General features: G+C 50.4%; 13 protein-coding genes. 1 reads left to right on the forward strand and 12 read right to left on the reverse strand.

Annotation, left to right across the window (positions count from 1 at the left end; translation table 11 throughout):
* Window positions 1-142: 142 nt before the first annotated feature.
* From BQ7367_RS02665 to BQ7367_RS02685, 5 genes are all read right to left on the reverse strand, one after another.
* The gene (locus BQ7367_RS02665) at window positions 143-1,015 is read right to left on the reverse strand and encodes a YitT family protein (protein WP_072524091.1); all 873 of its coding nucleotides are present in this window, start codon (window positions 1,013-1,015) and stop codon (window positions 143-145) included.
* Between the two features lie 95 nt (window positions 1,016-1,110).
* Window positions 1,111-1,608: a hypothetical protein gene (locus BQ7367_RS02670; RefSeq protein WP_072524092.1), complete on the reverse strand. Its 498-nt coding sequence runs from the start codon at window positions 1,606-1,608 to the stop codon at window positions 1,111-1,113.
* Window positions 1,605-2,258: a hypothetical protein gene (locus tag BQ7367_RS02675; RefSeq protein WP_072524093.1), complete on the reverse strand. Its 654-nt coding sequence runs from the start codon at window positions 2,256-2,258 to the stop codon at window positions 1,605-1,607. Before BQ7367_RS02675 ends, BQ7367_RS02670 begins: the two co-directional genes overlap by 4 nt.
* A gap of 98 nt (window positions 2,259-2,356) precedes the next feature.
* On the reverse strand, window positions 2,357-2,950 hold the full coding sequence (locus tag BQ7367_RS02680; protein ID WP_072524094.1) for a hypothetical protein: 594 nt from the start codon (window positions 2,948-2,950) through the stop codon (window positions 2,357-2,359).
* A gap of 45 nt (window positions 2,951-2,995) precedes the next feature.
* Entirely contained in the window at window positions 2,996-3,406 is a 411-nt protein-coding gene (locus BQ7367_RS02685) for a hypothetical protein (RefSeq protein WP_159431615.1), read from the reverse strand.
* 78 nt (window positions 3,407-3,484) lie between these two features.
* Between BQ7367_RS02685 and BQ7367_RS02690 the strand changes: the two genes are divergently transcribed.
* Window positions 3,485-5,245, forward strand: a complete 1,761-nt coding sequence (locus BQ7367_RS02690; protein WP_159431616.1) for a sensor histidine kinase — start codon at window positions 3,485-3,487, stop codon at window positions 5,243-5,245.
* Between the two features lie 11 nt (window positions 5,246-5,256).
* On the opposite strand, the gene BQ7367_RS02695 is transcribed toward BQ7367_RS02690, so the two are convergent.
* The 7 genes from BQ7367_RS02695 to rpsL all read right to left on the reverse strand — a co-directional run bounded on the left by BQ7367_RS02695 (window position 5,257) and on the right by rpsL (window position 13,713).
* Window positions 5,257-6,684: an ABC transporter permease gene (locus tag BQ7367_RS02695; protein ID WP_072524097.1), complete on the reverse strand. Its 1,428-nt coding sequence runs from the start codon at window positions 6,682-6,684 to the stop codon at window positions 5,257-5,259.
* Entirely contained in the window at window positions 6,650-8,248 is a 1,599-nt protein-coding gene (locus BQ7367_RS02700; RefSeq protein WP_072524098.1) for a COG1361 S-layer family protein, read from the reverse strand. Before BQ7367_RS02700 ends, BQ7367_RS02695 begins: the two co-directional genes overlap by 35 nt.
* Window positions 8,235-8,948 (reverse strand): ABC transporter ATP-binding protein, encoded by a 714-nt coding sequence (locus BQ7367_RS02705; RefSeq protein ID WP_072524099.1) that lies wholly within the window; start codon window positions 8,946-8,948, stop codon window positions 8,235-8,237. Before BQ7367_RS02705 ends, BQ7367_RS02700 begins: the two co-directional genes overlap by 14 nt.
* Window positions 8,949-9,155: 207 nt before the next feature.
* Window positions 9,156-10,349, reverse strand: coding sequence for an elongation factor Tu (gene tuf / locus BQ7367_RS02710; protein ID WP_072524100.1), 1,194 nt, complete (start codon window positions 10,347-10,349; stop codon window positions 9,156-9,158).
* 121 nt (window positions 10,350-10,470) lie between these two features.
* Window positions 10,471-12,588, reverse strand: coding sequence for an elongation factor G (gene fusA, locus BQ7367_RS02715; RefSeq protein ID WP_072524101.1), 2,118 nt, complete (start codon window positions 12,586-12,588; stop codon window positions 10,471-10,473).
* A gap of 27 nt (window positions 12,589-12,615) precedes the next feature.
* The gene (gene rpsG, locus BQ7367_RS02720; RefSeq protein WP_207647040.1) at window positions 12,616-13,086 is read right to left on the reverse strand and encodes a 30S ribosomal protein S7; all 471 of its coding nucleotides are present in this window, start codon (window positions 13,084-13,086) and stop codon (window positions 12,616-12,618) included.
* A gap of 207 nt (window positions 13,087-13,293) precedes the next feature.
* Window positions 13,294-13,713, reverse strand: coding sequence for a 30S ribosomal protein S12 (gene rpsL / locus BQ7367_RS02725; RefSeq protein WP_004847546.1), 420 nt, complete (start codon window positions 13,711-13,713; stop codon window positions 13,294-13,296).
* Window positions 13,714-13,992 lie beyond the last annotated feature (279 nt).

The raw sequence follows: 13,992 nt of genomic DNA on the forward strand, positions 1-13,992 counted from the left end.
TTCCGCGCCATTTGTTGATGGAGACAGTATAACTGATGTATCCGAAAAAAAACATAGAATATTTTTTTATCTTTATTGAAATTTTTATCTTTTTTTAGTTATATTTTACAATTTATTCCTGGCTTTCCATAAAAAAATATCCTCACTGCCCTATATTTCTCCGGAACCCTTCTCCAAACACCTCGCTTGTCTCGGCAAACATTACAAAGGCTTCTTCGTCTGTTTCCTGCACGGCCCTCCTCACCAGATAGGCTTCCGCCTTAGAACAGGCGCACAGAAGCACATTTCTCTGGATTCCGGTATACGCTCCCACCGCCGGCACAGAAGTAACGCCTCTTCCGACGGTCCCCGCGATCCTCTCCGCGATCTCGCCGCCCTTCTTTGTCACGATCAGTGCCAGAGTCCCCGCGCCGATTCCGTACAGGATCTTATCAATGACCACAGTGGAGACAAATGTCGCAAGCACACCGTATAAAACCGCGTCTACATCACCAAATACAGGCCATCCCAGAAGGATAACTGCCAGGTCGATCAGCAGTGTGATCACTCCGATGGTCATATGAGGTTTTTTCTTCTTGATGGTGAGCGCCAGAAAATCAATCCCTCCGGAAGAAGATCCCCGGATATAGAACAAAGCCATCCCTGCTCCCAGAAATACGCCGGAGCAGATGGCCGCCATCATCCGATTCCCGCTGTACATGGGAAACAGTGGAAAGATCAGGTCCAGGAACAAAGAAGAGATGACCATGGTAACAGCGCTCTTTATGAGAAGCCGCTTTCCCACAGCCCGATAGCTGATAAGCACCAGAGGAATGTTAAAAAACAGAGTCACAGTCCCCACCGGAAGCCCCCACAGATGATTCAGGATCAACGCAAGGCCTGAGACCCCTCCCGGGGCAAATCCCGCGTTTCCCGCGAAAGTATAGATGCCGGCAGCATACAGAATGCTCCCGGCAATATCATAGATCAGGTCAACTGCAACGCGTCCGGCTTTCGATGTATCCTCTTTCAACATCTGTGATCCCCTTTCCCTGCCGCCGCCGGCGGCCCGTCCATCACCATTGAGATACCTTCAGCATATGCAGTTTTCTGAAAAATCATACCTTTTCTTTATGGTTTTAAAACCGTCTCCAGAGTGACGCTTCCCCGGCTCGTATATTCTCCGGGTTCATACGCGATCACTTTCAGAGACACTTCTGTCTCTTCCTCTACAACTCTCTCAAGTTCAATATACTCTGTGTACTGTCCCTGCTTAAGTATTCCGCTCTCTCCGATCCGCTCTCCGTCCCGGTCAAGGACAGCCACCTTAAACCACACGTCATTTCCTGCCGGATTGGTAGGATAAAAATAAACTTTCTTCCCCTCGATCTTTGGATTCCCACATATATCAAGCTCAAATCCGTCTGTGACAAGCACATGGGCATACTGTTCTTCCTCCGGCACCTGAGGGGTTCCCTCCTGCGCCCCTGACTCCATCTGATAACCGTCGCCAAGAGACGCGGCGGCGCAGCATCTCACCCCGATCACCAGCGCCCCTGCCGCCAGTACAGACATTATAATGATTATCACTCTCTTCTGCAGCGCCCGCTTCCATGTAAAGCACATCATGGTCCTTCTTCCGCCTCCTTTTTCGTCTGTACAATAACCGTGATCTGTCCGGTCTTTACAGGATTGTTCTCGGGCTCAAAACTTCCGTCTGTTCCGTCAGTCCCGTCTGCCGGTTCTCCCGCTAACGAGAGATAGAGCTCTTTCTGATTTTCTTCTTCAGACGGGGAATCCTTATCGTTAAAGAGTTCAAACCTCCAATTCCCGCCTTCCGTCTGTTCCAGCGGAATACTCAGGCCGGGATCCTCATACCAGAAAGGAGTGACTCCCTGAATATCCATTTCTGTCTCAACAGTGAACACCGTTCCTTCCCCTTCCTCCGTAAGAGAACTGTCTCTGATAAAAAGCCGGTTGGCACTACCGTCAAATCCGTACCATCCCGGTTGTCCCTGCACAGTCCCCGATGCCGGGCAGATACTGGCATCATCTGCTTCATACGCAAATGTATTCGGATTCCATCTCCCGTAATCATACGTGAAATTCATCTCCCCCCATTCCATAAAAATGATATACTTATCATTCTCCCCCACGTGGCCTCCACTGTCCCGCGCAGCGCTGACACTTGCCGGCCCGCCCGGAAAGACCACGGTCAACGCGGCGGCACCCGTCAAAAGAATTGCCGATATTTTATGTATTTTTCTCATCCTGTTCATAATTCAGCACCTCTTTTCGCGGTTCTCATGCTCTGCTCTCCTCCCTGTAACAAAGGGCCGCCGCTCCGGTCGCTTTATTCGACGGCCCCGTCTTTTCGTTACGGGCTGACAGAATTGATCGTGAGAGTGACCGTAGCGATCGTCCGCGCTGTGGCATAATCTGCCGGATCGATTCCTGTCGGCGCTCCGGAGAGACTGATCGTTCCTGTTGTCTTCCAGTCACCCTCCGCAGCCTCTCCGATCGGATGAGCCCCCAGCTGTGTTTCGGAGACAGCTCCGTCAAACTGGGCGGTCACCGTTACTCCGGAAAGACTGGATGATATCGTCTGGGGGAGGCTGACCCTGACCGGAAGATCCGAGTGATTCTCCACACCAAATGTTTTGGACCCTTCCTCCCAATCTGGATTCTGGGCAGAACTGTCATATGTATGGGTCTGGGGATCCCATGTCCCGTCTCCCATCTTGTACACGAATGTCATTTCCTCTGTATCCAGAAGTACGGCGTATTTGTGGGTTACATCATCGTTCTTCACCTGCACTTTGACATCAATACTCCCCAGCTCCGTGTCCTGAGAGATTGAATCTTCTCCCTCTGTTCCTCCGTAGGTATAATTGGTGTCGGCCAGGACTGTTCCCGGCGCGCACATCACTGCCAGCGAAACAGCCAGCAGAACTGCTGCTTTTTTCTTCATAATGTTTCCTCCTTTTCTTCTGTGCCTGTTGTCTTCAAGCCGGAACTATGATCCCGGTTCGAATTTGACTGTTATTGTCCCGATCGGGACATAATATGAACTTTCTTCCATCTGGGGCGCATCCTTGCTGAAATAAAAATATACTTCCTTCTCTGCTCCTGGCCCTCCTTCCTGCGCCCTGTCTATCGTAATATCCGTAATTCCGCTCTCCGTCTGGTCCGGACTTTCCGAGAAAATCCCTTCCAGCCCTCCCAGATTGACCGGAAAATCAATATTGGCAGAAAATTCTGCCCGGATCTCCCGATTCGATCTGTTTGTTATCCTGATCCTGTTGTTCTCTCCATCATAGCCATCCCACGCGCCATCCGTAAAAGTACTGTATTCATGGCTCTGAGGATTCCAGACAGAACGGGTAAACACAAAATTCATTTCACCGATATCCAGATCGATTCTCACGAAATCACCTGGCTTACATCCGGATGGGAATTTTATCCGGACCAGATTTTAGCCCCGGGAGAAGAATCTGACGATTATTTGTCTGTCTATATCGGGCAGTATTTCAGTCTCTCCCGCTTTCATGAAAACGGATCTCCTTATGGGGAGGGTACCTACCGTATCACTGTCCGTGGGACAGGCGCTTACTCTCTTCTTATCCCGGAAGTATTTTCTGCATCCCGTGTCTACGTAAATGGAGAACTCGCGGCATCATCCGGATCTCTGGCCCCATACCGGGCTCAGGTCAAAGATCTGGTGGTCCCTGTCTATCTGGATGGATATACGGAAATTCTTATACAGACCGCGAATTATACCCACTATTACAGCGGTGTAACTTATCCTCCGGCGATCGGAAGCCCAGAGGCAGTCAGTACTCTGATTGCCTCCCGGATGATATTCTATGGTTTTTTCTGCTTCAGCTCACTGGCTGTCGCACTTTTTTCCTCGGTTGTCTGGATCGGTATGAGAAAAGACCGTTCCTCCCCGGAAGATCTCTGGCTTGGTATCCTCGCCCTGGCCTTCTCTTTGCGGGTATGCTATCCCTTCGTGCGTCTGTTCGGGATTCCCGTCACAGAGCCTCTCTATGCCCTGGAAGACGTCTCCGCCTCGCTGGGTCTGCTCTGTGTGACGCGCATTACGTCTCTGCTGTGCCTGAAAGCGGGTTCTCTGACAGATCGTATTCTGACAGGGACTTCATTCGGCTTTGTCCTGATCAGCGGAGCCGCCCCTCTTTTTCTTCTCCATCTTCTGCCCGGCTTCACCCCTGTGTACGGACAGATCGTCTTCTGGTACAAAGCGCTTCTCTCCCTGCTCCTGACCGGACTGCTGTTAAAGCACTGTCTCGCAAAAACCGCGCGGCCTGATCTTCTTCTGCTGCCTGGTCTGTCCGCCTACTTCATGTCTCTGGGAGCCCACGCCATCTGTCTCGGTCGCTTTGAGCCGGCACGCTTCGGATGGTTTGAGGAGTGGGGCAGTTATCTTCTCATCCTGTTCTTTTCCGTGCGTATGGTCCTGAAAAATATTGCTCTGGTCCGGGAAAACCGGTATCTGAATATACATCTGCAAGAAGAGGTGAACCATAAGACATCCGCCCTCTCCACTCTTCTGGATGAAAGACGGATGCTCCTGGCGTCATTTTCACATGATCTGAAGACCCCTATCACCTCCATTACCACATTTACCCGGCTGGTAGAAATGAATAATACCGCGCTTGACGAAGAATCCCGGCAATATCTGGACACGATCCGGCGCAAAGTCCAGGAAATGCGGGAGCAGATCGACAGTCTCAGCGAATTTACACGTCAGGATACTCCCGCCGCGGCATTTAATCCTGTGGATCTGACCGATCTTGTCAGCGAGTTTTTTCAAGCAAACAAAGACGATATGGAAGTTGCCGGAATCAGTTTTGAACTCTCCCTTGCTCCCGGGCCTCATATTTTTGTACTGGGGGACAAAAACCGACTGATAAGCGTACTTCAGAATCTTGTATATAACGCGGCTGCCTTCACCCCTGAAGACGGCACGGTCCGGATCACCCTGAGCCGGAAACAAAACAGTGGAAAATCCAATGCGGTGCTTACTGTATCTGACACAGGTTCCGGTATATCGCCGGATGACCTGCCTCATATTTTTGATCGTTTCTTCACCCGCCGGAAAGGACATACCGGTCAGGGAATGGGACTGTATATTGTAAAATCTGTTGTCACAGAACACAACGGAACAATCTGGGTGGATTCCGATACGGGAAAAGGCAGCGTGTTCACTGTCACGCTGCCCGAAAAGCAATTGGAAATATATTGAAAAACATTCTTTTACTCGTTGTGGATCGCCGCCAGAGGACTTAACCGCATTGCCCGCCGCGCAGGAAAATATCCCGCTGCCGTTCCTACCAAAACCGCGAATACGACAGACGCAAGGATCAGCCATACCGGTATATAAGAGATATTCCCGGATACTCCCATGCTTCCCCCAAGAGAAAGCATGTTGATCACGGATGACATTACAAGACTGAGCACATTTCCGATAATGCCGCCAGCCAGCCCGATAAACGCCGCCTCCAGGAGGAACATCTGACGTATATTTTTCAGACCGCATCCGATGACTTTCATGATCCCGATCTCTTTGGTCCTCTCATAAATAGACATCATCATCGTATTGGCGATTCCGATTGCCGCCACAAGGAGAGAGACCGCTCCGATCCCGCCCAGCACCGCCTGGATCATCGCAAGCTGTTTTTTCATACTGTCGATATATTCTGCGTTTGTAGTTACATTATAGCCAAGACTTCGGATAGCAGCGGACACCTGATCTACATTTTCAAATCTGTCCGCCTGAATTTTCGCGGAACTGTAGACAAACTTACTGTAAGGCTTTCCACTCTTTGTAGACGGTTGTCCCGGGATGGCACGCCCTCTGAATTCCTTCTGCAGAAATTCCCTGAGTTTATTTATATCGCAGTATGCAGAAAAGGAATTCACATGATAGCTGTCGATCCCGCCCGCAATTACGCCGCTTCCTTTTACCACATACTTTTTCGGCGCGGTCTGTAGCTGCCCTGTGCCCTGACTTCCGGCATCTCCTGTTCCGCTCTCGCCTACGGCCGACACTCCCGCCTGAGGAACATTCTGCGTCTGATAATATCCTTCCTGATCCAGTATAAGAAACAATGAGTCATTCTTCAGATCGATGTCCGGCCGTTCTCCGGTATCCCAGTAAGTCTTTCCTGTTCCTTTCTCATAGAAATTGGTAAGGACCGCATTCCCGTAAACCAATTCCAGCTGGGCGCTGTCCGGATCCGGCAGCGTCCCTCCCGGCTCCAGTTCCAGATCCAGAGACGCAAGCCCTTCCGGGGTCATCCCACAGATTTCGAGGCTCCCCTCATAACGTCCCTTCAGCGCCGTGGCAGAAAGGTTGAGCACAGGCTCCGCGCTTTTGACATGTTCCAGTGTCCTCAGATCTTTGATCGTGTCATCCGTGATGTATTTCTCAGACTCTTCCTGCTCTCCCATACCACTCATATACATTCCGGATCCGGTGTCTTTTCCCGTAACGGTAATACCTGCCGCCCCTCCGCCCTGCTCCACTTCTTTATACATTGACTCCTGAAGGCCAAGCCCTAGAGAGATCATGACCACGATCGAAGCTGTGCCGATCACCACGCCGAGAACTGTTAGAAAAGACCTCAGTTTTCTCCGTTTCAGGCTGCTAATGCTCATTTCCAGAAGATCGCTCCACCTCATCAAACAATTCCTCCTCTTCCGCCTCCCGAAGCTTTTTTCTTCTACGTCTGGTCAGCAGCACCGCCGCTGTCACGGCCGCGGCTGCCACAATCCCCCCGGGGATCAGCCACAGAAACGGGTGACTGCTTTCTGACACATCCTCAGACAGCATTCCCATATCTTCCGGGATACTCTCCGGCATTACATTCATCATAAATTTCTGTTCCGACGTGCTCACTTTTCCCGCGTCATCCTCATAACTCAATACCAGCCTGCATTCTTCTTCTCCCGCAGTCTCCTTAACAGCAGTGACAATACTGTCCACTGTCCCGGACGCGCCCGCGTCCAGATTCCCGATAAACTGCTCCTGTGATTCGATCATGTCTCCTTCAAACCGGGCTTTTACATTATACATTTTGACCCTTCCAAGATTGTACAGGTTACAGGTAATATTCGCTTCCTCCCCCGCCGATACAGGGTCCGGAGCGATCTGGATCTCACTGAACTCAAATCTTGCCTCCTGGATGACCGGGATCGCCAGGCTGGACTGTGCTTCATACTGTGTCGCCGAGCTGTCTTCATATTTCATGCTCATGCTGATGCTGTACGGTTTCTGCACCAGATCCGCGCGCGCGTTAAGATCGATGGATATGTCGCTGCTTCCGCCCGCCGGGATATTTTCCAGATAGATGGAACTGGAACCCGAGGATGGCAGGAATGCCGGCGCTTCTGCTGCCGCTTCTGTACCTGAAGACGGCGCCTGAAGATCAAAAAGCATATTGGAGACAGCAGTCCGGGAAGATGTATTTTTCAGATGTATGATCAGTTTAAAATCGCTCCCCGCCCGTACTTCCCCGGGCTGAGTATCAAACCCTGTAACAATCACCCGCGGCACAGACCCGTTTCCTGTTTCGGACGCTCCGCCGCCTGAGATGACCGGATCCCCGTTGTAAAAGCTGCCGGTATCCGGTCCATCCCCGGAGGAACCTGTTCCCGGACTGCCCGCCTGGTTATTTCCTCCGTTTCCCGGCTCATCCTTGGGAGTTTCACCTTCCGAAGCTCCGTCTTTCGCGGCTGTCTTCACAAAAACGTACTTTTGTATTGTGTATTCCTTCTCTCCGTCGTCGTAACTGATATCGAATATAAGCTTATAAGCCTTTCCTGTCACATCTTTTCTCACTGTAAGCAGATCGTCTTCCGTTCCCCAGACTGCCGTTGTCTGTCCGCCGGCTCCGATCGTACCAAGACTTTGAGCGTAATTCATTTTTTCCATCTCAAAAGGCCACTCAGACTCCTTCTGGATCACGGGAGTAATCTGTACATTCCGGGCATCCATGTTCCCGCCGTTTTTTACGCTGAGCTCAAGTTTTGCCTTTTCTCCCGCCCGGAACAATGGAGTCTCCTGTCCGTCTCCCACGCTGATCTGGATCCTTGCCAGCGCTCTGGCATTTTCTCCCTGCTCTTCTGCTGCAACCGCAGTCTCTATCGCTCCTGCTCTTGCCGGAACAACAGCGGCAAACACCACTGACGCGCACAGTAACGCTCCGATCTTCTTCAGATATTTCTTCCGCCTATACTCTTTCATTCTCATAATTCCTCCTGTTTTCCTGTATCTGTACGATCTCTCCGTCGATTATATGAAATACCCTGTCTGCATACTCTGCTTCATGGGGATCATGGGTGACCATTACAAGCGTTTTCTTCTGTTCCTTTACGACTCTCCGCATCAGACGCATCACTTCCTCTGACGTATGCGAATCCAGATTCCCCGTAGGTTCATCAGCAAAGATGATCCCGGGGCCTGAGACAAGAGCTCTCGCGATCCCCACTCGCTGCTGCTGTCCGCCGGACATCTGCCCCGGCAGATGCATTCGGTGTTTCCTCAGCCCCACCATCTCCAGCATCCGGTCTGCTTTCTTCATCCTTATTTTCTTCGGCTCTCCCCGGAAGGTAAGCGGAAGCGCCACATTCTCAAGTGCGTTCATTGTGGTGAGCAGATGAAAGGACTGGAAAATGAAACCCACATTTTCTCTGCGGAACCTCACCAGCTCATCTTCCTTCATTTTCTCAATATGGCAGCCATTGATGACGACCTGCCCTCTGGTCGGCTTTTCCAGGCCCGCCAGCATGTTGAGAAGTGTTGACTTTCCGGAACCGGATGTCCCCACCACCGCGCAGAATTCTCCCTCCCGGATCGAGAAACTGACGCCATTGAGCGCATGTACCGTTGAATCGCCGACCCGGTAGAATTTATAAAGTTTATTTACACAGATGATCTCCTTCACGTCTTTCGCTCCTTTTATGATCTGTTCTTCCTGATGCCGCGGTGCAAGGTTCTGTTAATTTTAACCTCTGATCTTTTACATTTTGTCATGGATTTTCTGAAGATTTCCTTAAAAAAGGGCGTAAAAAAATACAGGGAAGAATCCTTCAATCCTTCCCTGTATCTGATTTACATTTTGTATGGCTTACAGCCTCACATACATCTCTTATTACTCGATGATGGATGCAACTGTACCTGATCCTACTGTACGGCCACCCTCACGGATAGCGAATCTTAAGCCCTCTTCCATAGCTACCGGATGGATCAGTTCAACTGTCATTGTAACGTGATCTCCAGGCATGCACATCTCTGTGCCTTCCGGAAGCTCGCATACGCCTGTAACGTCTGTTGTTCTGAAGTAGAACTGCGGACGGTAGTTGTTGAAGAACGGTGTATGACGGCCACCCTCATCCTTTGTCAGAACGTAAACCTGGCATGTGAATTTAGTATGGCATGTAACTGTACCCGGTTTGATGAGAACCTGACCTCTTTCGATCTCTGTTCTCTGGATACCACGAAGCAGAGCACCGATGTTGTCACCCGCGCGGGCCTCGTCGAGCAGCTTACGGAACATCTCGATACCTGTTACAACTGTCTTCTTCACATCATCATGGATACCGATGATCTCAACTTCATCAGAAATATGAAGTGTACCACGCTCTACTCTACCTGTAGCAACTGTACCACGTCCTGTGATAGAGAACACGTCCTCTACAGGCATCAGGAACGGCTTATCTGTATCACGCTCCGGAGTCGGGATCCACTCGTCAACAGCGTCCATAAGCTCCATGATCTTGTCGCCCCACTCTCCGTCCGGATCTTCCAGAGCCTTCAGAGCAGAACCCTGGATAACCGGTGTGTCATCTCCCGGGAACTCATACTCGTTGAGGACTTCACGGATCTCCATCTCTACCAGCTCAAGCAGCTCCTCATCGTCTACCATGTCACACTTGTTCATGAATACTACAATGTAAGGAACGTTAACCTGACGGGACAGAAGGATATGCTCTTTTGTCTGAGCCATAACTCCGTCTGTAGCGGCAACTACGAGGATCGCGCCGTCCATCTGAGCAGCACCTGTGATCATGTTCTTAACGTAGTCGGCATGTCCCGGGCAGTCAACGTGTGCGTAGTGACGTTTCTCTGTCTCATACTCAACGTGCGCTGTGGAGATCGTGATTCCACGCTCTCTCTCTTCCGGAGCCTTGTCGATGTTGTCGAAAGCAACCTCTGCGTTACCGGATACTCTCTTGGAAAGTACCTTTGTGATCGCAGCCGTCAGAGTAGTTTTACCATGGTCAACGTGGCCGATGGTACCAATATTACAATGCGGTTTTGTTCTTTCAAATTTAGCTTTTGCCATTTTGAATAATCCTCCTTACAAATCACAGCCCGATTGGGGCATTCTTTATAGATTTCGATTTTACTCGGCTAAAACTGATTATATTTCAAACCTTGCCGTTTTTCAAGCCTTTTTCTATGATTTACTCATTTTTATTGGATAATACTTTTTCCTGTACAGACTTGGGCACCTGCTCATATTTCTCAAAGAACATAGAGTAGTTACCACGTCCCTGTGTCCTGGAACGAAGGTCTGTGGAATATCCGAACATCTCGGACAACGGAACGAACGCGCGGACGATCTTACCGCCGCCCAGATCATCCATACCCTCGATGCGTCCACGGCGGGAGTTCAGGTCACCGATGATATCACCCATATACTCTTCCGGCATGGTCACTTCCACCTTCATGATCGGCTCGAGCAGTACCGGAGCGCCCTTCTTCATCGCATCCTTGAACGCAAGAGAACCTGCGATATGGAATGCCATCTCAGAAGAGTCGACCTCATGGTAGGATCCGTCGTATACGTTCGCGTGAACGCCTACTACCGGGAATCCGCCGAGGATACCGGACTTCATGGCCTCCTCAATACCCTCTCCGACTGCCGGGATATATTCCTTCGGAATCGCGCCGCCGACTACAGTGGACTCAAACTTGTAAGTCTCCTCACCATTGGCGTCCATAGGCTCGAATTTCACTTTACAGTGTCCGTACTGTCCACGTCCGCCAGACTGTTTTGCGTACTTGCTGTCCACGTCCACCGGTTTGGTGATCGCTTCTTTGTAAGCAACCTGCGGAGCGCCGACATTCGCCTCTACCTTGAACTCACGGAGAAGTCTGTCTACGATGATCTCAAGATGAAGCTCGCCCATTCCGGCGATGATCGTCTGTCCTGTCTCCTGGTTTGTATGAGCACGGAATGTGGGGTCTTCCTCTGCAAGTTTTGCAAGGGACTCACCCAGCTTGCCCTGAGAAGCCTTTGTCTTCGGCTCGATCGCCAGCTCGATAACAGGCTCCGGGAATTCCATGGACTCAAGGATTACCGGATGCTGCTCGTCACAGATCGTATCTCCTGTTGTGGAGAACTTGAATCCGATCGCCGCGGCGATGTCTCCTGAGTAAACCTTGTTCAGCTCTTCCCTCTTGTTGGCGTGCATCTGAAGGATACGTCCGACACGCTCTTTTTTACCCTTTGTCGCGTTCAGTACATAGGAACCGGAGTTCATGGTACCGGAGTAAACTCTGAAGTAAGCCAGTTTACCTACGAACGGGTCTGTCATAATCTTGAACACAAGAGCGGAGAACGGCTCATCGTCAGATGAATGTCTCTCCACTTCATTGCCGTCCTCGTCAACACCCTTGATCGCAGGAATGTCTGTCGGGGCAGGCATGAACTCAAGGATCGCGTCCAGAAGTTTCTGGACACCTTTGTTTCTGTACGCGCTCCCGCAGCATACCGGAACGGCTGTACATTCGCATGTAGCCTTTCTCAGCGCGGCTTTCAGCGCGTCTACGGAAGGCTCTTCACCCTCCAGGTATTCCATCATCAGGTCATCGTCCAGCTCACAGATCTTCTCGATCAGCTCTGTGTGATACAGCTCCGCCTCATCCTTCATCTCTTCCGGAATGTCCACAACGGAGATATCGTCGCCCTTCTCATCATTATAGATGTAGGCCTGCATCTCAAACAGGTCGATAATCCCTTTAAACTCGTCTTCTTTTCCGATCGGAAGCTGAAGACAGATCGCGTTTTTCCCGAGTCTGGTCTTGATCTGATCTACCGCGTTGTAGAAATCAGCTCCAAGGATGTCCATCTTATTGATGAATGCCATTCTCGGTACATTGTATGTGTCTGCCTGGCGCCATACGTTCTCTGACTGCGGCTCAACGCCTCCCTTTGCACAGAAAACGCCCACGGCTCCATCCAGTACACGGAGTGAACGCTCAACCTCTACAGTGAAGTCAACGTGTCCCGGAGTATCGATGATATTGATACGATGCTCCAGAGCGCCCGGCTTCGGCTTGGTCTTCTCTTCCAGAGTCCAGTGGCATGTTGTAGCGGCTGAGGTGATCGTGATACCTCTTTCCTGCTCCTGCTCCATCCAGTCCATGGTGGCAGTACCCTCGTGAGTATCCCCGATCTTGTAATTAACACCGGTATAGTAGAGAATACGCTCTGTCAGCGTAGTCTTACCTGCGTCGATATGCGCCATGATACCGATATTTCTGGTTCTCTCTAATGGATATTCTCTTCCAGCCAAGGTTATTTCCTCCTCAATTTGGCAGCCTTAGAAACGATAGTGAGCAAACGCTTTGTTTGCCTCTGCCATCTTATGCATATCTTCTTTCCTCTTCACAGCGCCGCCTGTATTGTTCGCTGCGTCAAGGATCTCATTTGCCAGCCTCTCTTCCATTGTCTTCTCGCCTCTCTGACGGGAATACATTGTCAGCCAGCGAAGAGCGAGCGCCTGTCTTCTGTCGGCTCTTACCTCGATCGGCACCTGGTATGTGGCACCACCGATACGTCTCGCCTTTACTTCGAGAACCGGCATCATGTTGTTCATAGCTTCTTCGAACACTTCGATCGCCGGCTTCTCAGCCTTTGCCTCTACTCTTGCAAACGCTCCGTATACAATCTTCTGTGCTACGCCCTTCTTACCATCCAGCATGATGTTGTTGATAAGTTTGGTAACAACTTTATTGTTGTATATCGGATCTGCTAATACATCTCTTTTCTGAGTATGTCCTTTACGTGGCACGGTCCTTCCCTCCTTAATCATATTTTCCGGTCAACCCGGGGATTAATTCATCGGTACTCACATGTGTCTCTCTATGGAATCGCATAGCATGTGCTCGTGGCCGCGGGACTTTATTTTAACCGCAACCTTACGATAATCATAGTTCTGTTTGTGATACGATTTAACTACTTAGTTATACCTTTACTTTATGAAACCATTTTCAGCTTTTTATTTCGCGTCTTTCGGTCTCTTGGCGCCGTATTTGGAACGTGCCTGACGCCTCTTGGCAACTCCTGCCGTATCCAGCGTACCACGGATGATGTGATATCTTGTACCGGGCAGGTCCTTAACTCTTCCGCCACGGATCATAACAACGCTATGCTCCTGAAGGTTGTGGCCTTCACCCGGAATGTAGCTTGTTACCTCGATCCCGTTAGACAGGCGGACTCTGGCGATCTTTCTCAGAGCTGAGTTCGGCTTCTTCGGAGTAGCAGTCTTCACTGCTGTGCACACGCCTCTCTTCTGGGGAGCGGACACATCAGTCGCACGTTTCTTCAGGGAGTTGTATCCTTTCTGAAGTGCCGGTGCAGTAGACTTTTTCTCGGAAGTCTGACGTCCTTTTCTAACTAACTGGTTAAATGTTGGCATTCTTTTCACCTCCTATGAATTATTCGTTACCTCATGGCTTATGCCACAAGGGGCTGCGGATAATATCCTCATTATCCTTTTTGGCGCACGAAAAGAACAATGCACTTTCGTGCACGCTAGACTAGTTTATTACGTTTGGCGCGGAAAGTCAAGGGATTTTTGCGTTTTCCGGGGTTCTCCATACGTTTTTGTAAATTTTGCCCCAGAAGCTTAAATGCCCTGCCTCGGAGCAAGCTTCTTTCCTGTCACTTGACTCTCCGAAACAGAGCATGTCATTCA

Origin of the sequence: Clostridium sp. Marseille-P3244 (assembly GCF_900120155.1) — a bacterium.
Classification (GTDB): domain Bacteria; phylum Bacillota; class Clostridia; order Lachnospirales; family Lachnospiraceae; genus Mediterraneibacter.